Source organism: Fimbriimonadaceae bacterium, from assembly GCA_019638775.1.
Classification (GTDB): domain Bacteria; phylum Armatimonadota; class Fimbriimonadia; order Fimbriimonadales; family Fimbriimonadaceae; genus JAHBTD01.
Map to the genome: position 1 here is coordinate 859,714 of JAHBTD010000002.1, position 20,025 is coordinate 879,738.

Here is a 20,025-nt window from a genome sequence, read left to right on the forward strand (position 1 = left end):
TGACGTTTGCACCTAACAATGCCCTTCGGCTAACCCCACAAATGCAAACCTCTCTCATCAACGCCGAACGTTGACAAGGGAGGAATATCCGGGAGAGATATTAGCCCCGGTTTCGCCGACGACGAATCAAGGCTATTGCACCAATGCCGAGAGCTGCAAGACTCGCAGGCTCAGGGACTGGGGCGCTCGTAGCAATCGACAGCCCATCGAAAACTGCGCCATCATTTCCGCCGAAAGATCGGTTGAAGATTGCCGTTCCCCAGTGCTCTGCTGGTCCAGGCAAGATAGCCCACTGACCAATAAACGCGTCATTAAAGTAGACCGAAGCATTCTTGGCGATATAGTCGATGTCTATCCGGTAGCGGTTCCAAACGTTCCGTGCGACCGTTGTGTTGGTCTCGACAGTTCCAATCCAACCGTTGCGAACCGTAAGCTTGTTGTTCTGGTTAATGCCCACCGTCATACGCTCTTCTAAGCCCCAAAAAGCGCTCATCCCCCAAAGATCGCTCTTGACGGAACCATCAAGCGCATACATGTCCCACTCCATCGTGGTCACCGGATGCTCAGGGGTCATGATCCACCCAGAATGCTCGACGTAAGCCCCAAAGGTTGCTGGGCTTGTCGCTGTCCGATCAAAGCGGACTGCCTGCGAGCCTGATTTAACGATGTCGGTTTGAACCAGCCCAGCCGTAGTGCCCTCTGAGATTGGAGTCCAGCCGTTCGCTCCGGTTAGCGTAGAGCCATTCGAGTAGTCGGGAGCCTCAAATCCGTTCGTGATCGTGATGGCCTGAGCTCCTACAGCGAGGACGGCCAGAGCGGCCGCCGCAGTTGCATATTTTGTTGTTTGCATGTTGCTTCCTTCGTTTAACAAAAAGCCCGTACCTGCCAAATCGCAGGCGGGGCGCTAAGAGTGATACCGAAGGAGACTCAGAGCGCTGTTAGCGTTCGGGTCCAAGGACTGCGTGCACCCGCAAAGAAAGGGGCAGAGGTCTCAGTGGAGATGTGCCCTAAAGAGTGCTTTGGGACTATATAAAAGGAAGGGCGATAGATGAGCAGAATGACCGCTGCTGATCTGTCATTAATACTCAACGCTACTTCTCTGGGCGCGTAATCCGCGCAATCACCGTGCTTCCCCGCCCCTTTTCATTCGCGACGCTCTGGATCGTCCACATATCGGTCAAGTTATCGCCGTCTACCACCGTACCGCTATAGTCGCCCCAAGAGCCGCCTTCCGTCGCTGCAACACCTTCACCTAACTTAAGGATGTCACGCACAGAACCCATCGGGTCATCCACCAGCCGCAAAGCACACCGCCCGCTGATAAACATCTCTGGCCCGGTCTCCTGAAAGCCAATAAGCGCATCTCCAAACTTGTTCACCGCAAGAGTGGTCTGGATATAGCTGTTCACCGAATCGGCAATCAACCCCGACTGAATCAATGTTCCATCCAACTTAAACTGGTGCCATTGCACCGCAGCACGGCCTTCAACATTGACCGCATGTGAGAACCACAACCGTCCACTTTGGACAACCAATACCTTAGGGTTCCGGTCTCCCGATGCGGTCGTAACGGACACGCCCTTCATCGGTGATGCCGGAGGCCAACCAAAATACTTAAAGCCGTGCGCCTGCTTCACAACCGAAGCGACAACCGGTGTTCCCTTTCCATCATCGGTCACGCGGGTGAGGACGATCTCACGATCGGTTAGGCGAACGAAATACAAGTCGTCGCTTGGGTCTTGAACATTCACCGGATGCCCAAGGCTGCCCGAAAAGTGATACACCGTTGCGGGCTTGCCCGCCTTTGCCTCGGCCATCTTCATCACAAATGTCTGCTCTGGCCCACCGGGGAACGAGTATCCGATCCACTTCCGGCTGTAACCGATCCCGCCACCATCAACCCCGCCCGGAGCCGGTACCGGATAGGTGTTCCAAGCTCCCGTTGGGTTTGAAGTTTCTGAGATGGAGATGTTGACCGGTTTCAGCTTCGCGTCGTCCCAGGGGTTCCAAAGATCGAATCCAAAAACCCGGTTGTGAATGTCGAAGAACATCTTCGGGTCGATGCCGTTGTTGAACTCCGATTGCGGCACACCCTGCACGTAATTGCCCTTCTTGTCGTAAATCACAAGGCCGTTGTTGGTGCCGTGCAATACATAGCCCCCGCCAACTGCGATCTGCGGATCGACTTGCCGGTTGCCATCAGATGAGCCGTCAAAGATGAGAATGCCATCGACCGTGCGGGGATTCCCACCCTGCCGCCGCTCCTTCGCCGCCCCCTCCTTATTGAAGGTCTTGTTGCGGATGGGGGTGATGACCTCGGTCCGAACGGGGTGTATGGGCTCAATCTGAGCAAAGGATGAATTGTCAGAAACGATCAGGGCGATGGCGAGGACGGTTATCATAGGCGACACCAACAGGGGCTTGAGGGATTATAGTCGGCCTTGGCTAAACTCAGGCTCAACTGTGATGGCTGCTACCCCAATACACGAGAGCTTACAGATGGTAACAGTCATCCTCCCCCGTCGAGGGGGAGGAGCGAGGTGGGGGTAGCTATCATTGCTCCTCAAACTCTCTCTGCGCCTCCTCCAGATACGCATGATCCGTCCAGTCCAGCGTCACCGGCGTCACCGTCACATATCCATCGTTGATCGCCGCAACGTCCTTTTCCGCCTGCTCCTCGTTCATCACCACAACCCCGCCCTGCCAGTAATAGGGCCGCCCCCAGGGGTCCTCGCGCTGAACCAGACGCTCTTCATACACCCTCTCCCCCATCCCCACCATCTTCGCCCCGGCAATGCCGTCAAAGGCGATCGCCGGGATGTTCACGTTCAGGAAGGTGAGCCGCTTGCGCGGGAGCCTCAGCAGCCGCTCCATGTTTTCGCACAGCCACTGCTCGCCGGTGGCAAAGTGCGGCGGCGCGCCAGAGACGAAGATCGCCATGCTGACGGCGATGGAGAAGATGCCGTTGATCGCCCCTTCCATCGCCCCGGCGACGGTGCCGGAATAGGTAGTGTCGAACCCCAGATTCGGGCCGTAGTTGACCCCGCTCAGCACTAGGTCGCAGCCTTCGGGCCAGCCCAGTTCCAGCCCGACGTTCACACAGTCCACCGGAAAGCCGTCCACTTCCCACGCTTGGCACCCCTCGACCGCTGTTTCGACGGCGCGGATCGGGTCGCGCAGGGTCATGGCGTGGGAGCAGGCGCTGCGCTCGCGGTCGGGAGCCGCGATCTTCACTTCGCCGAACTGCTTTGCGACGCGCGCAAGCACGCGCAGGCCTTCGGCGCGGATGCCGTCGTCATTGGTAATCAGAATGCGCATGGAGTTTGAGGTAGGTTACTCGGAAGACCACCCACGGGTACAACAAATGCCGAGACTGCTGCCGAAGGACTATGATGCTCTGCACCAGAGAAAACTACGGCTCGTTGTGTGGCTCAGCTTAGTGCCTTTGCCCGTAGCGATTTGCTTGACCATAGCATGGCCCATAGCCGGATGGATGGCTTCATCGGTTGCAGCGACGCTATTCGTCCTTTGGTCACAATTTGTAACTCCTCGCCCCTGGACTAAAACTGACCTGTTTGAATTCATTGCTTGGCCCTTCTTGTTTTGTGCGGTAGCTCAGTTTTCACTTGCAAGCGAGGTCAAGCCCGACCTCCCAGAGAGTGCCATTCTATATATTTTCTTACCTTTGTTGCTCATCCAGTCCTTTTTCCAAGACCTCAAAGTTCAGAAAACTCTACGTGACAGATCGTGGTTGCGCAACTCATTAACGATCTTTATGTTGCTGGTAGCGGCCTATTCAAGTTCCAAAGGCGGCGCTGACCCCATGCACAAAGCCCTCATGGACTGGTTCGGCCTCACTTCCCAAGCCGCCGACATCGCCACGATCGCCATCCGCAAGACGATCCACTTCGCCTTCTACGGCGTCGCCGGATACCTCGCCTTCCGATATGTCATCGCCTCAAGAACTGTTTTCAGCCTGAATGAGAAGTGGAAGACGAACCCTCCCACGATCAAGCTCGGCCTGATGCTTGCCCTACCCTACGTCGCCATCCTCGCCGCTTACGACGAAACCCGCCAACTTTTCTCCTCCAACCGCAGTGGCTCGGCGCTGGATTTTCTCCTCGACATGGCAGGAGCGCTTTTCTTCATTTGGCTCTTCGGAACCCGCTATCACGCAAAAGTCACAAATCCGTAGGACCCGCGATACAACCTGACTGTCTCCAGCGACGTATCATGTAGTGAAGTTCGCAATTATTGAATCTTCTCGGGTGATGTTATGAAAAAAGCTCAAATGTGGGGGGTTGCTTTCGCCGTCGCGATCGCAATTCCAATGCTCGTCCAAGCCAGATCGCAGGAGCCAGCGCAAGATCCGCTATCCAAGCCGATTAGCCTTTCGATGAAGGCCACAACGGTCGAGAAGATCGTCGCCGAAGTTGCCAAAAAGCTGGACATGCAGCTCGAAGTGCTGCCTCAAGTAAAGAACGAGATTCTTATTGTTTCCGTTGATAACGTCACCGGCAAGCAGCTTCTCGACAAAATTGCCGCCGCATCCGTTGGAGTGTGGGTTAAAGACGGAGACGTCATGCGCCTCCAACGAAACTTCTCTCAAATGCAGCGTGAAGACCGCGAAGCAGCGCAGGCTGCGACAGCGAAGATCAAGAAAGAGATAAAAGAACTTTACGATGAAGTCACCGGCAAAAACAAAAAGCCCGACGACGAGTTTGAAGCCGAAATGATGCAGATGGGGATGTTCGGCGGAGGTGGGTCAGACGTCAAAGCCATCTCTTATCTCCTTATGGGAGTCGATCCTTCGCTCATCGCGTCTGTGCGCAACAACGAAAGACTCGTCTTTGCTTCGCCAAACACCCGAATGCAACGCCCTCTGCCAGGAAACGTCGCCAACATTATCTCAGCTTGGGTTGCAGACCATAACAAGACTGCGAAAGAGCGCGAAGCCAACAAGAATAAAAGCGACGAGATCGAAGTTGAGAATGTCGATATGAAGGAGCTCGAAGAGTTCATGAAACTCTTCGGTATCACTGAGCCCAAGGCCGTTGACGAACGCCCCGCAAAGGTAATCATGGTCATCACCCGAGGCATGATGGGAATGGGGATGGCGATCGGCCCCTTTGGCGACGACAGCATCTCCGTAGAACTGAAGCTCTATAACAGCAAAGGCCAGGTCATCCTCCGAGGCGGACACCAGCTTGGGTTCAATGTTGGCAACCTCACAGAGCTATCAGGTGCGCTTGATCCCAAGAAGGCTCAGGATACCAAGCCAGACGAGAACGACACCAAGATTGAATTCAGCAAAGAAACTCAGTCGATGATGACGATGTTCAGCAATTCGATGCAGGGAGGACCTCCCAAGCTCGACGAAGCACTTGAGAAGCTTCTGCTCAGGCCCGACGAGCATGATCCCCTCAGCTTTGCCCAGTCCGAAGCACTCATAGCGATAGCCAAAGCAAAGAAGCTAAATATCGTCGCAAATCTATCGGACGATGAGATTTCACTCTTCGGAATGATCCTCAGCCGTGGTCAGGCCATGACTGTCAACACGTATCTTAAGAAGCTCAAAGAGGATAAATCGCTTTGGGTGACCACAGAAGGCACGTGGATGACGATCACACCCAAAGACCCGACCGCCGCACGAGCATCGCGCACAAACCGAGTTGCGTTGGCAGGCCTCCTTGCCAACATCCAAACTAAAGGCATGGCAACTCTCGACGACCTTGCCGCTTACGCACAAGTCGCCGAATCTCCCATGACAACACCAGCCGCCCAGCTCTACTTGATGCTGTTCGCTCCTGGTGCTATGCAGCAAGGATTCATTGGCATGACCGATTGGGATGCGCTGCGCTTCTACGGCACGCTGAATCTGTCACAACGCCAAACCCTCGCCAACGACGGACGACTTCCCTACGGAAACCTTGCCCCGCAGCAGCGCGACCTTGTCGCAAAGATGGCCTTCGGATCAAGCACAAAGCTTCAAATCGGTTCTGAACAGAAACCGGAAGTGGGGGGTTTCCTCGCCCTGATGACCCAATTCTTGCCAACCCAGGACAAGGATTACCGGCAAGAACCCACCGAAGTCATGCCGAACGGACTCCCCTCAAACGGATACGTAACTGGCAACTTCAAGGAGATGTTCATCGGCACGGCTACTGGCCTCGGTGTGGGGATGGGAATGATGGACCGCATGCCATTGGGTATTGATGAGCTGGCAATGTTTGAGTGGATGAAGACCGACCCGAACATGTCCCAAATGACGGGAGAAATGCCCCAGATTCAACAGCTTAAGCCTGGCGTTCGCACCCAGTACAGCTTCTCGTTCTTTGTTTCAAACGACGTGCTGTTCACACGCACGTTAAATGACGACCGCATTCCAAAAGATGCGCAGCCAGTCTCGATCTCTAACCTCCCACAAGACGTTCAAGATCAAATCAAGAAAAAGGTCGAGGAGTTTAAGAAGAGCCCATTCCCGATGTTCGGTGGAGGAACGGTGCGCCCCCCACTTCCCTAAACAGCGCGGCCGTTTTCGATCCTAACACTCTGTAAACCAGAAGGATCGGGAATCCCAGAGCATTCGATCCACTCTACACCCGCAAGGGGGAGTGGATCGAAACTCTTTGTGTCGGGCTGATAGCCAACAGCATGGCGAAGAATCAAATCGACGATCCACGAGTGCATGTAGTCGTCATATCCTCGGTAGACGGAGGCTTGCCCCGTCAAAGGATCATAGTGCTCGTAGCTGTTCGGACGATCCGGGTCGCCCTCGTGAAACATCATTCGGATACAACCCATCAATGCCTCACCGGCAAGTGCACAAAACTCTGGGTTTGATCTTGCAACAGTCGCGAGTTCGTCAACGATATGCGAGTTCGCCATGGGCCAGCTCCTGCCGTTCCACGGACAGTTCAACCGCTTCCCTTTCCAAGAGCCCAAACTGTCGAAGGTTGGCTCTGTGGCTGCTTCCGCAAAAAACCCAAAGCCTCTGCGAAAAAGTCCGGGTTCGGAGAGCCACTTCCGAATCATCTCTTGGGTCTGATCTGCGTTGTGGCCCAATCCATTCTCCGAAAGTCCATACAATCCCGTCGCAGGGCGGGCAGGCGAGATCAATCCATCCTCGGTCGAATCGCACAAGTACCGCGAATCGGAATCATAGGCAGAGGCTCTAGTTTGCGACAGCGCTTTGTCGGCAAGCTCAATCCAATCTTTTCGGTCATGCTGCAAACCTAACTTTTGCACCAACCTCGCCAATCGCAGAACATAGACCGTCGCCTCAACCCCCACGATTCGGAAAGACTCCCATTGGTCGGCGTTTGGGTTGGCGAAGAGGTACCGGTTCATATACTCTTGCCCGGTTTCGTTCTGATCGAAGACCATGAAACCAGCTCGATTCTTTGCCCATCGAGCCTCAACGAAGTACATGAGGGATCGAGCAAGGGACTCCGCCACCGACGGGCTCACGACGGATCCGTGCAGAGCCTCCAACAGCTCGCACCCCGTCGCAAAGTCGGCGTGATAAAAATCGCGGCTCGGCCTGCACGAGTAGTTGTGTCCAGGGTAGCTCCCGTTACTGCGCTGAATCCTGACAAGGTTATCGACAATGCCTAACGCAAGCGCCGGATCGTGCATCCAAGCAACCTCACGCAAATGAGCTTGAGCGGAATAAGTAACGAAGTTCCGGAAGAAGCCCACCCCTTCCGTCACAAATGGAGAGAACGACTGAGACGACTCTGCATTCGGAAGGTCGGGAATCGAGACCGTATTGAGCCGAAGCCCATACCATCGGTACCAATAGGCATTCGTCAAGTACGGATCGCTGGATTCAAACTGCGGAACGCCACCAAAAAACGCCTTCCAGCTATTCTCACTCGCTTGAGCCGGGTCACTGCCCAAAGCCGTTTCCAAGTTGCTCATCGACAGTTCTGAACTCAATCCCGCTGCAGAGCCCAAAACAATTGTCTCACCTTCCCCGACGCTGTAAGTCAAACCCAGGTGGACAAATCCGAGTTCAGGATCATCACCAAGTAATCCACCCCCAACGAACGTATGGAGTTCGCCCCCTAACAAAGCACATGTCTCGTGGAGCGGTCCATCAAAGTGACGCTGAGCATGCTGCACGAAACGGCTCCGCGCAGGTTTGTCAGCCCCCAGCGTCATATACAAAGGTAAAGCCCTCCCCATCCCCCCACCGACGGACAATGCTTCTTGATCCACCGCCGTTCGATCAGGCTTAAAGTCGAGAGGCCAAGCCGTATCAAATCGATACTGGAGGAAGTCGCCCATCACTTCAACCGAAGTAATGCTTTGCCAGGGGGTTCCAACACCCGTCGGATCGTAGGCTTGCAACGACCATAGTGCAACGTCAACCGGATCACTCCCAGATTTCAGGACTTCGATCATTGACACCCAGGAGTGACACGGGAGGACAAGCCGAGTTTCAAGGAGCTTTAGGTTATCGCTTGCATGCTCCAAGAGGAGCCGGTCGGGCCGCCAATCAACCGTTCGAGATTGGAGCCGACAAGCCTTGCCGTTCTGAAAAAAGAGACCAATAAATAGTCTTTGCAACCGAACATCGGCAAAATACGATTCGTCCCAAAAACCAACAGTGCTCAGCCACTGCGGAAAAACCGGTGCGTAGATGGAACCCGTACCTCCGCCCAAGAACCATTTGTCCTTTCGGCGCAGTCTTTCTAACGGGTTCATGTGCAGATTTTATACGCACGCGGTGTATCTGCGCCGAGAATAATACGTATCATCATTGACAACACCGAACACGCCGTTGAATCGGTTTCGAGGATCTTTATGCGACTGCTCCAAAGAGTTTTAGTTTCGTTCGCCATTATCGCCACCGCCCTCCCAGTGCTCGCACAGGAAACGACGGGGCAGCAAGGCATGTCCGCCGAGGCAAAGAAAGAAGTTATTGCTGGCTTGACAAACGTCGTCAAGGAGCGAGCTTTCGTTCCCGGAGTCGATTTCACGAAGTGGGACGAGTTCATCAAGTCCAAAGAGCAAGAGATCAACGACGTGAAGTCCCCAGAACAGTTGTCTGATCTCATCAACGAAGAGATGGTCCGATTCTTCAAGGCAAGCCACCTCGTGCTCATCAACCCCAAGGCTGCCGAAGCCAGAAAGGATCGATCCGCCGTCGGTGTTGGTATCCGTGTCGAAGGGCTTGAAGAGGGTCTTCGTGTCGTGAAGGTTTTCCCCGACACGCCCGCAGCGATTGCTGGCATTCAGCCGGGCGATGTGGTGCTCGAAGCGGACGGCAGAAAGCTCAAAGGCGGAATGACCTTCCAGGGTCCCGTTGGAACAAACGTCGGACTCAAGGTCAAGCGTGGCGAAGACATTCTTGAATTTACGATTGAGCGCAAAAAGTACTCCATCGACGAGCCAGACACACTAACTTGGCTCGACAATGAAACCGCCGTACTTCAAGTTCATACCTTCATGGACGGCTACAGCAGCAAGCGCATCGAAACACTCATGACCGAAGCGCAGAAAGCAAAGCGCATCGTGCTCGACCTGCGCGGAAACGGTGGCGGCATCGTGTTAAACATGATGAACCTGCTGGGCTACTTCCTCGATCCCGACGATGCCTTCGGCTACTTCGTGAATAGCTCGATGGTTAAGAAGTACGAGAAGGACACGATGGCCGATTCGACCGACCTTAAAAAGGTTGTCGATCACGTGAAGCCAAGAGGAATGACCGCAACCAAATCCAAGCTCGGACTTTATAAAGGCAGCCTCGCCGTTCTCGTCGATGGCGGTTCGGGCAGCGCCTCCGAAATCACTGCGATGGCTCTTCGAGAGTTCCGCGGGGCGCCGGTCATCGGCTCCAAATCGGCAGGCGCGGTGCTTGTTTCCATGATTGCTGAACTGCCGAACGGTTGGCAGGTTCAATTCCCATTCATGGATTACATCTCCGCTCGTGGTGTACGCCTCGAAGGAAATGGAGTCGTCCCCGACTCTGAAGCCCGCACACCGCGATTCGGAGAAAAGGACACCGCCCCCGAGATTGCCAAGCAACTGCTCGAAAAGAAGCCCAACGCACTCAGCGGCGGCGGCAAAATCGGAGCATAGCAACGCTGCATAAGACTCAGAAATCGCCGCCCCAAGTCCTACCCGTAGTTTGCGGTTGCCCGACGCTGGTATAATCCCCTCTTGCGGCTGTTTGAGGCCGGAGGCGAATCCTAAGCGCCACCGCCCAATAACGTTTTCTAAGATAGAAATACAGAAGCTATGGCGACTTACCGAGGAAGAAAAACCGACATCTGCCGAAAGGTGGGTTATAACATTTGGGGCAAGGCGAAGTGTCCGAGCACGAAACGCCAATACCCTGCCGGCCAGCACGGTCCTAACTTGAGGGACCGGCGACAGTCGGAATATGGCGAGCAGCTTTTGGCCAAGCAGGTCATCCGCCGCTATTACAACATGATGGAAAAGCAGTTCCGAAACACCTTCCAGAAGGCACATCGGATGCACGGCAACAGCAGCTTGAACTTCCTTCGATTGTTGGAACTGCGATTGAGCACCATCGTCTGGCGAATGGGATACGCGAAGTCCATCTTCCATGCCCGACAGATGGTCAACCACTGCCACATCATGGTCAACGGCAAGATGGTCAACATCCCCAGCTTTAGCTGTAAAGTGGGCGACGTGATCTCCGTCCGTGACCGCGAGTCGAGCCGAAAGATCGCTCGAACAAGCCACTTTGAAGGCGCACCGGTTCCAGCCTACATCGAAGCCGATGTACCGAACTACAGCGGCAAAATCATCGCCCTGCCCGAGAGAGAGGACTTCCCGAAGTTCTTCCAAGAGCAGCAGGTCGTCGAATTCTACGCACGCTAAACTCCCTCGGGAGTTAGCCGGTAACCCTGCTAAGCGTTCGCTTAGCAGGGTTTTTTTGTGCTGTCGACAACCGTGCTTATCGGGTGCCTGTAATCTTGGCTTTCATTGCGCAAAAGCGCGACGCACTTCACAGTTTCAATGATTCGGTGATAGACTTGCAAAGTCCAGTCGAGGGATTGCTATGAACTTCTTTAAGAAATCTCTAATCGTCATGTCGCTCGCCGCAGCGTCATTCCTCGTGTTTGCGCAGTCGCAAGACCCCGCACAAATCCTCAAACAAATTCAGGAAGAGTATGCGGCCAAGGTTAAGGAAGCCCGAGACGCGGGCAAAGCAATCAATACTGCCGAGCTCTTCGCCGACCGCAAGGCCAAGGCTCAAGCCGCCGTCAAAGACGTCGACCCGATGCACGTTGAGCCAGCTCAAGGATATGCCTGGGCACAGCTCTTTCAGATGGCAGGCGAAGATCATAACGCTTGCATGGCAGCCGAGCGCTTCCTAACTTCTGGCCCCACAAGTGCGGCGAAATATGCAGCCCAACAGCTCATGCTGTCCTCCTGCAACAATCTGGGCGAAGCCGAGAATGTGCTGAACCTGCTTTTGGCGATGAAGCCCGAGAGCTACCCGCAAAAGCAATCTCTCGCGCTTGGCGCAATCAATCTGTACAGCGACACCGTCAACGGCAAGCTTGGTCTTGAAAAGGCTCTTCGCGTGTTCGACAGGGCCGATGAGCTTCTCGACAATATGGAGCCTGAGACCGATCAGCAAAAGCAAAGCCTGGAGAGCTACAAGGCAGCTTCTGCAACGGGCCGAGCCGAATTGCTGTATAGCGCAGACAAAAAGAAAGAAGCCAACGCGGTTCTCGACAGGGCTATCGCCAAGGCAACTCCAAAATCAGCTGGCGAGCGGAATTTGAAGAGCGCAAAGACACGCATGAACCTCATTGGAGCAACGGCCCCAACTCTCGATTTCGAACGCGGCTACGGCACATTCTCCAGCCTTGCCAATCTCAAGGGCAAGGTCGTCATCATCGACTTCTTCGCCCACTGGTGCGGCCCGTGCAAAGCCGCCTTCCCGGATATGCGCCAGATGTACAGCGATCTCAAGGATCAAGGACTGGAGATCGTGGGTGTAACAAGATATTACGGTTACTACGCTCAAGAAAATGCTAAAGAGAGGGACATGCCGAAGGATACAGAGTTCGCCAAGATGAGCGACTTCATCGCCGAATTCAAACTTCCCTGGCCCATCATCTACGGAGATGCCTCGAACTTCGACGCTTACGGAATTACGGGCATCCCAACCACGATCGTGATCGGTCGCGATGGCACCGTCCACAAGCTCCACGTAGGATATTCTGCGGCAAGCTTTAAGGCGTTCCGTCAAGAGATCGAAGAGCTTCTTAAAGTGAAGTAATTCCCCATTGCCCCTAACCTGCCGCCCGAGTCGAAACCTCGGGCGGTTCGGCTCATTAGGACTTTGTGTCGGAAGCATCCTGCAGTTGCCCGGATTCATTGATTTATCCGGGGCAAATACTGCATGCTTATGTGCCCCTAATATAGATTCGCTATAATAGGGTTCCCAGACCGATCACCGAGAGTATCTTAATGATGACCGACCAACAATCGACGCCCATCGAGAGCCAGGAAGAGGCGATTCAGCCTGACGGCATCGAGGCGTCCGTGACGAGTGAGCAAGTAGACGCCGCGAGCCCGGACACCGAGAACACCGCACCCGGGGAGGCCGAAGCTTCTGCCGACGCAGCCGCCGGTTCAGCTCCCACGGAGCCGACACCCGACGCCGACAAACCCGAATCCGCAACTCCTGCGCCCGATCCCACGCCTGAGCCAGAAGCTCAGCCCGAACCCGTAGTCGCCGAGGCGCCTGCTCCACAGCCGGATCCCGATCCAGCCCCTGTCGAAGCTGCGCCAGAAGTCGTTGCAGAAGCCGCACCGGCCCCTGCTCCAGCGCCAGCCGCGCCAGCTAAGCCTGCCGTGCCTGGAATGAGCGACGCCGACCTGTTTGAAGCTGCGATGAACGCACTCGAAACGGGTGAGGATTCGGGAGAAGTGGAAGGAACATTCAAGCGCCTCACCAAGGGTGAGAGGCTTGAAGCGACCGTTATCCAGGTTGAGCGCGACCGGGTCTTTGTCGACCTCGGCACGAAATCGGAAGGCATCGTTCCAATCGCCGAGTTGCTGGATGACCACACCGGCGACGCCACTCAGCATATTAAGGTCGGAGACAAGATCGACGTTATCGTCCTCAAGCCCGAGGGCGCAGACGGCAACGCAATCGTCTCCAAAAAGAAAGCCGATTTTGAGAATGCTTGGTACGACATCGAAGACAAGCACACCAGCGGAACGACCATTAACGCTCCGGTCGTTGACCGCGTTAAGGGTGGGCTCGTCGTCGATATCGGTGTGCGAGGATTTGTTCCCGCAACGCACGTCGGCAACGGAAAGCTACGCAACATCGACAAGTTCGTAGGCGAAACACTCCCGTTCAAGATCATCGAGATTGACCGCGAGCGCAAAAAGGTTGTCCTATCGAACCGACTTGCCGAAGAGGAGAACAAGGCCGCCGCAAAGGACGAGCTGTTTAGCAGCGTCAAGGCCGCCGACATCCTTGAGGGTACCGTCCGACGATTGACCGATTACGGCGCTTTCGTCGACCTTGGCGGCGTAGATGGCCTCCTGCACATCAGTGAGATGAGCTGGATGCGCATCAACCACCCCAAGGAGATGTTCAAGGAAGGCCAGAAGATTCAGGTGATGGTCCTGAAGCTCGACGCCAACTCTGGAAAGATCAGCCTTGGGCACCGTCAAGTTCTTCCCGATCCGTGGAATTTGATCAAGGACAAGTACGTCCAGGGTCAAAAGCTCACCGTCACCATCGGACGCATCGTCCAGAGTGGCGCATTCGTTAAGCTTCCCGAAGGTGCAGAAGCCTTCCTGCCGCTCAGTGAGATGTCGGTTCGCCGCATCAAGCGAGCTCAAGAAGCTGTCGAAGAGAATCAGGAAGTCGAAGTCCAGATTATCGACCTTCGCCCGAGCGACCGTCGCATGGTTCTTTCCATCCGAGCGTTGTTGCCCGGTGGACAGGCTGCTATCGACAGAGGCGGCTATGCTGGCCCGATGTATGAAGACGACCGCGGACGCCGTGCAGGCGGCCCGATGGGCGGCAAGAAGGGTGGCAAGAAGGGCAAGGGCGGACGCCGTGACGATGAGGATGTTGATGATTACTTCAGCAGACCGCGTCAGTTCGGTGGCAGCGGTGTCACCATCGGCGAGCGTCTCGGAATGCTCAAGGGTCTCCTAACCCGCGACGAGGAAGTCGAGGAAGAGATCGGCGAGACGCCGATTCCCGAAATCGAATCCTCTGCGATGGACGTGGCCCCGGCTGCCGAAGTTGAGACACCGGTGATTGAAGTCGAAGCCCCAGCTGCTGAGACCGAAAAACCCGTTGCAGAAGAGCCAACTCCTGAAGAGCCTGCTGCTGAAGAAAAGAAAGAGGACTGAGAAGCCCTCTTCAACAATCTCAAACACTCCGGATGAATTCATCCGGAGTGTTTTTTTACTTGAGAGCGCAGCCAAGCTCATGGCTGTGTGAACTTTCACACCCAAAAACCTCCAGCAACACTTTAGATTTTTGAATTTCCCCCGATAAGAGTGCCAGGAGATCACGATGGCCCTCCAGCACGAACTAGAAAACGCCCAGCCCGCCCCCACGCAACACAACCCCGCCCTCAAAGCCCGCTACCGATTTTTCCGGCAGTGCGTCGACGACAAGACTGTCTTCGATGCCAGCGGATTTCCGTGGGGAGCCAACTACGTCACACTCTGCGCGCAGCAAGTGCAAGCGTTGGTCGCCGATCCGGTAGAAGTGATCTCGTTCAGCTCTGAGTATTCTTGCGTCGACTTCACGCCCACCGCGCCTGCAAAGGCATGCGACATCTATGTGAACCTGAATTCCGTCACGCCAGATGAACTGAATGCGATCGGCAAGGACTACGCAGCCATAATCGTCGCGTGGAATCCTTCAACGGGCGATGTCGAAGCTTTCAAAAGCGCCGTTACCGGAGCCTTCCCAAACAAGCCCGCTCAATTCTTCTCCCAGGCCGAGAACTGGCCCCACCCCTGCACAAACGGCCTCGACTCTGATGCGACCCTTTGGATGGCCGCGATTGGAGATTGCCCCGAAGTTGTCTGGCCAACAGTTGGAATTGCGATACCCACCATTGACAACACCGAAGACGCCGTCTTTGCCGTCAACAAATTCATCGATCAGTATCCGGGTCAAATCCGATTCGCCATCGTCGGAAATGGCACCAACGACGTTGCGTGGGCAAGGCTCCAGCAAGCAGCTAACGATTGGGGAGCCCGCGCAACGCTCATCCGCAACGAGACAAACCAGGGCTACGGATTAGGGTGCAACCGAGGTCTGCACGCCCTGCACACGGCTGGTGAATGCGAATTCTATGCGGTAATGAACGACGACGTGGTCCCCGCCGAAGGCTGTCTCTCCGAGATGGTCTTGGCTATGCGACAACTCGATTCGCTAGGTTACAAGCCAGGCGTTGTGGCTCCGCTGTCGGACAACATCAACGGTTGCCAGCAGATCAAACTGCCAATCAACAGTGTCCACACCCTCGACGAAGACACCGAAGCTTTCCGTCGAGAGAAGCATTCGTCGGGCCGACAAGAGGTTCAGCTTCGCGGACTTCTGCTCCTGATCCACCCCGACTGCCTGAAAGAGGTAGGCGGCTTCGACCCCCGATTTGGAATTGGCAACTTTGAAGATGACGACCACAATCTCCGAACAAGACTTGCTGGTTTCACTCTTTGGGTCGCCGAAGGTGCATTCCTCCACCACAAAGGCTCCAAGACATTTCAGAAGTTAGGAATTGATTACAACGCCAACATCCAGCGCAACGGCGAAACATTCGGCGAGAAGTGGCAGATCATGACTCTTGAGGAGTGGCCTGCCCTGGAGACCTATCCGGACGACGTCAGCCTCCACGTCCCCCTCGACTTTAACTTTGACGACCGCCACGTCACCAAGATCAACGGAGAGATGATCGACATCGTTCACGAAGCCGGAGAGGTTGAGTTTGTCGCTTGGGTGATGAACGCGATGCGAGCGCACCCACGAGCCAAGCGCCGAGAAGTGATCGACTGCATCCTCGCACTCGGAACCAACAAGTCGGCGTAAATCTAAAGCGCAATTCCGTAATAAAGAATCAAGGGTATTCAAGTATCCTTTGATCTCAGAAATCAGATATCGGATATCCGATGTCTGATTTCTCTTTTCGGACCGCGCCAAAGACATGAAACGCTTGCTCCTCGCTCTGCTCTTCCTCCCATCGTTCGCTTGCGCCAACCTGAACTACACTCTGCGTCCCGATCCCGCAGCCCAATCGATCCGGGTCAGCCTCACGCTCGACCAGGCAGAAGAGAGGCAAGAGTTTCGCATCCCCGCTTGGTGCCCAGGCTTCTACACGCTGCTCGACTACGACAAGAAGATGAGCGCCATCCGCGCCACCGACCCACACGGCAACGAGTTAAAGGTAGAGACTAAAGAGCGACGACTCTGGACGGTTCTGAACCCAACCAAGGGCCCCGTCACCTTCAGTTACTCGGTGCTTGGCGATGATGAGGGGCTTGGCTTTTTCCGGGTTAACGTCCGAAAGAACACCGCGTTCGTGAACGGACCCGCCGCCTTCGTCTTCCCTACCGGACGCCTCCAAGAGCCTGCCACACTCCGGGTCAATCTGCCGGGTAACTGGGACATCGCAACCGGACTCGAGAAGGATCCCGAAGGCTACTTTAAGGCAAAGGACTATGACGAGCTAATTGACTGCCCCATCGAGATGGGCATCTTCGAACGACGCCAATTTGAAGTCTCCGGCATACCGTTCGAGGCTGTCTTTGTGTCAATGGACGGCAAGTATGGCATCGACCTCAATCGAACGACGGCGATGCTCGCTCAGATCAGCGCGCCTGCAATCAAAATGATGCGCGGAGCGCCCTTCAAGCGATACAGCTACTTCATCCATCTCGCCGTTGGTGACTTCAGTGGTGGCCTTGAGCATCGAAACAGCACCGTCATGAGCATCCCGAACCGAGACGAGGACTACCTCGATGCCCTCGCATCTCACGAATTCTTTCACTCATGGAACGTAAAACAGATTCGACCCTCCGTTCTCGGCCCCTTCGACTACACAAAGCAAGCCCGCACAGCAAACCTCTGGTTCGCCGAGGGAGTCACCGACTACTACGCACACCTCCATGTCTATCAAAGCGGTGTTCGTGATTCCGGCTGGCTGCTCGAATCCTATCAAGCGATGATCCAAGAGCTTCAACGGTCAAGACAACGACTCAGAAGCACGATTGAGGAGACATCGACGAAAGCTTGGGAGAACGGCGGATTTGGCATTGGCGACCTGAGCTATTACACCAAAGGCGCTCTCATGGGCTGGATATTCGACGCTGAGATTCGGTCAGCAACCGACGGAAAGAAGAGCCTCGACGACGTGATGAGTCTGCTTTACGCACGGCATAAGCTTCCCCAACCCGGATATCCCGAGGACGGCATTCTTAAGGCGATCAACGAAGTCTCCGGCAAGGACTTCACTGAGCTATACAACCAGATGGCACGCACGACCCAAGAGCTTCCCTACGAGCGACTTTCTGCCATTGGCCTCCGCATTCGCCAACCTGGAAAGACATATAAACTCCTTGGGTTCACACTTAATCAAGACACCGTGCAGGACATCATGGCGAACCTGGTGACCCTGGGTTTGAGAAACGGCGACCGGATTGTAAAGGTCCTCGGAAAGCCGTTCACAGAGACTTCATTCTCCAATGTATCGCCCGATCAACCCTACGATCTCCACATCGTGCGAAACGGACAAACCATCCCCCTTCGACTGAAGCTGCAGTCCGTCACCGAAAACGCATGGCGAATTGAGTTCGATCCTTTCGCTACGCCGAAAGCGATAGAGTTACGAAAAGGATGGCTGAAGTCTTAAATCGAAATCAGCCAACCACCTGCCGACTACTTGCCAACCACCTGCCGACCAATTGTCAACCACCTGTCAACCACTTGCCGACTACGTGCCAACGCTCTTCAGCGCCAACTCAACAATCTCCCCCGCCTTCACTAATGACGGCTTTCCTTCCGGTGCAGCGGTGGGATAGTGCGGTCCGTAATGGTGGCCCCACTTGGAAATCGGGTTCGGGCCAAAGACCGTAACCGTCGGGCAACCAACTGCCACGGCAAGGTGCATCAGGCCGGTATCGCTCCCAATCATCAGCCTGAGATTGGACAGCACAGCAAGAGTCTGCCGGATAGAGCACTTCCCAACGAGATCAACTACTGGAGCGCCAACTAAACTTTGAAACTTAACCGCATCTTCCACCTCGTCCGGCCCGCCAAGCATCGCGATTTGCAAACCTTTTTGCTGCAGAGCGCTGGCAACTTCGGCGAGCGTTTGGATGGGGAGTTGCTTTTCAGGATAGCGCGCCCCCGGCTGAACGCCGACCGTAGCGCCGCCCAATAAGCCACAGGCTGATTCCTTTTCCTCTTCCGTGACCGTCAAAGATGGCAGACTCACCGACCGTTTGATTCCCAGCGGTTCAAGCAGATCAAGGTAACACTCCGCCTCGAACCGAGCCTCATCGTAGGGGATGCGATGGGTGAGCAGGAATCCGCGCCCCTCTGTCGCATGCCCGATTCTGATCGGCACGCCGGCAAAGCGAGCCGCCAAGGCCGAACGGAAACTGCGATTCACCAGCAACATTGCATCCGGATTTTCGGCTCGCAGCTCTTTTGCGGCTTTCAGGATCGCGCCCAAGCCGCTGATCTTGCCACCCGTCACAAACCAAACCTTGGCCGCACGGTCGGCAAGAACCTGCTGGACGATCGGGCTCGCTCGCACAACGACCTGAATATTGGCGTCGATCATGCTGTCGATCATCGGGCAAGCCATGACCGCATCGCCCAAAAACTGCGGCTTTAGCCAGACAAAGACCTTCTCAGACAATGCCGCTCAGCGCCCCCTTTACGGTCTCTACACTGATCTCCGAAACCGGACTGCTTTCCCCAGCGGTCAACGCCGTGATCTGACCAAACGGCGGACACCAAAGGCGATGGATGCCATGCCGGAATAAGGCGACAGTTGGAGTGCTCGTCGATGCGGCGAGGTGCATGATGCCGTTGTCGAGCGTAAACACGGCTTTGGCGGCGTCGATGGCTCCTACGACGCCCGGCAGCGTAAAAACGCCTCTAAGGTCCGCTACAAGCCCCGCATCGACCAATGCCTGCTCGTCGGCAGCGCCCATCCAGAACTTCGATTGATCGGTAGGCTTTGCTCCGAGGAGTCCAACGCTCAAACCTCTTCCATTCAGCCAACCCATAATTTCCTTCCAATTCTCAAGGGGCCAGAGTTTTTCTGGGAGGCTGGCGGACATCGCGATCAGAACGTCTGGCACTTCCCTGTTTGGCTTTGATGAGGGAAGTTGATAAGGGAGGATGTCGCCTTTGAGATAACAAAGCCGGGCGAAGATCTCAACGATGAAGCCGGATTTGAGGAACGGATACTTACCAACGATATCTTCGGCGATCCATTCTTGGTCTTGCCAGAGTTTGCCTTCGAGGTCGTTAGGATAGGGCAATCCGGCACAAGGCCCACTGACCAAGCAGTCTCCCCCCGCCAAACTCGCTGCAAGCTCCTGAGCAGTCTCGGAAATTTCAAGGTTCACGACCAGATCGATCTGACCAGAATGCCTTGCTCGGATCTCACCCTGCTTGCTATCTGGCAGCCCCCAGTAGGGATAGGAAATGTCCTCCAGCTTAGATTCAGTTTGGAACTCGGCTACCCGCATTCCCCCAAAATAGATCAACTGCGAAGGCTTGAGCTCTGCCTTGATCATCGCCAAAATCGACGTCGCGATCGCGTAATTCCCAATGGCGTCGTTGGAGATCAGGGCAATGCGGGGGTTTTTGGGTAAGGGTTGGCCCTGATAGCGGATCACAGAGAGATTTTACCGGTTCAAAGCATAAAAGCCCTCCCCTTCATTTTTCCGGAAATGGAGGGGAGGGTTGGGTGGGGAGGTCACCTCCGCGTCCAACAGGAGATCTATTCTTGGTCCTTTGCGAATAACCAT

The 20,025-nt window shown here is 55.2% G+C and carries 14 protein-coding genes; 8 read left to right on the top strand and 6 right to left on the bottom strand.

What is annotated here, in order from left to right:
• Positions 1 to 100 precede the first annotated feature (100 nt).
• From KF784_10245 to surE, 3 genes are all read right to left on the bottom strand, one after another.
• A complete protein-coding gene (locus tag KF784_10245; GenBank protein ID MBX3119436.1) occupies positions 101 to 850 on the bottom strand; it encodes a PEP-CTERM sorting domain-containing protein in 750 nt (249 codons plus the stop codon).
• A 241-nt stretch (positions 851 to 1,091) separates the two neighbouring features.
• A complete protein-coding gene (locus tag KF784_10250) occupies positions 1,092 to 2,402 on the bottom strand; it encodes a hypothetical protein (protein MBX3119437.1) in 1,311 nt (436 codons plus the stop codon).
• Between the two features lie 151 nt (positions 2,403 to 2,553).
• On the bottom strand, positions 2,554 to 3,318 hold the full coding sequence (gene surE / locus KF784_10255; protein MBX3119438.1) for a 5'/3'-nucleotidase SurE: 765 nt from the start codon (positions 3,316 to 3,318) through the stop codon (positions 2,554 to 2,556).
• A 457-nt stretch (positions 3,319 to 3,775) separates the two neighbouring features.
• Here surE and KF784_10260 point away from each other — a divergent pair, with 457 nt between their 5' ends.
• A complete protein-coding gene (locus KF784_10260) occupies positions 3,776 to 4,195 on the top strand; it encodes a VanZ family protein (GenBank protein MBX3119439.1) in 420 nt (139 codons plus the stop codon).
• A gap of 81 nt (positions 4,196 to 4,276) precedes the next feature.
• Complete coding sequence (locus KF784_10265; GenBank protein MBX3119440.1) at positions 4,277 to 6,523, top strand: hypothetical protein; 2,247 nt, start codon at positions 4,277 to 4,279, stop codon at positions 6,521 to 6,523.
• Here KF784_10265 and KF784_10270 read toward each other — a convergent pair.
• Positions 6,520 to 8,712: a hypothetical protein gene (locus KF784_10270; GenBank protein ID MBX3119441.1), complete on the bottom strand. Its 2,193-nt coding sequence runs from the start codon at positions 8,710 to 8,712 to the stop codon at positions 6,520 to 6,522. The two genes, KF784_10265 and KF784_10270, sit on opposite strands and share 4 nt — an antisense overlap.
• Positions 8,713 to 8,811: 99 nt before the next feature.
• Between KF784_10270 and KF784_10275 the strand changes: the two genes are divergently transcribed.
• The 6 genes from KF784_10275 (at position 8,812) to KF784_10300 (ending at position 17,888) form a co-directional block, all read left to right on the top strand.
• On the top strand, positions 8,812 to 10,089 hold the full coding sequence (locus tag KF784_10275; GenBank protein ID MBX3119442.1) for a PDZ domain-containing protein: 1,278 nt from the start codon (positions 8,812 to 8,814) through the stop codon (positions 10,087 to 10,089).
• A gap of 159 nt (positions 10,090 to 10,248) precedes the next feature.
• The gene (gene rpsD, locus KF784_10280; protein MBX3119443.1) at positions 10,249 to 10,857 is read left to right on the top strand and encodes a 30S ribosomal protein S4; all 609 of its coding nucleotides are present in this window, start codon (positions 10,249 to 10,251) and stop codon (positions 10,855 to 10,857) included.
• A 181-nt stretch (positions 10,858 to 11,038) separates the two neighbouring features.
• The gene (locus KF784_10285) at positions 11,039 to 12,271 is read left to right on the top strand and encodes a TlpA family protein disulfide reductase (protein ID MBX3119444.1); all 1,233 of its coding nucleotides are present in this window, start codon (positions 11,039 to 11,041) and stop codon (positions 12,269 to 12,271) included.
• Positions 12,272 to 12,462: 191 nt separating this feature from the next.
• Positions 12,463 to 14,376 (top strand): S1 RNA-binding domain-containing protein, encoded by a 1,914-nt coding sequence (locus KF784_10290; GenBank protein MBX3119445.1) that lies wholly within the window; start codon positions 12,463 to 12,465, stop codon positions 14,374 to 14,376.
• 166 nt (positions 14,377 to 14,542) lie between these two features.
• A complete protein-coding gene (locus KF784_10295) occupies positions 14,543 to 16,069 on the top strand; it encodes a glycosyltransferase family 2 protein (GenBank protein ID MBX3119446.1) in 1,527 nt (508 codons plus the stop codon).
• 115 nt (positions 16,070 to 16,184) lie between these two features.
• Positions 16,185 to 17,888, top strand: a complete 1,704-nt coding sequence (locus KF784_10300; protein ID MBX3119447.1) for a hypothetical protein — start codon at positions 16,185 to 16,187, stop codon at positions 17,886 to 17,888.
• 81 nt (positions 17,889 to 17,969) lie between these two features.
• Here the strand turns inward: KF784_10300 and KF784_10305 are convergent, their stop codons facing one another.
• Both KF784_10305 and KF784_10310 read right to left on the bottom strand, forming a co-directional pair.
• Positions 17,970 to 18,902 carry a glycosyltransferase family 9 protein gene (locus KF784_10305; GenBank protein MBX3119448.1) on the bottom strand — a complete coding sequence of 311 codons (933 nt, stop codon included), beginning with the start codon at positions 18,900 to 18,902 and terminating at the stop codon, positions 17,970 to 17,972.
• Entirely contained in the window at positions 18,895 to 19,893 is a 999-nt protein-coding gene (locus KF784_10310; protein ID MBX3119449.1) for a hypothetical protein, read from the bottom strand. The genes KF784_10305 and KF784_10310 overlap by 8 nt, the downstream gene beginning before the upstream one ends.
• Between the last annotated feature and the right edge of the window lie 132 nt (positions 19,894 to 20,025).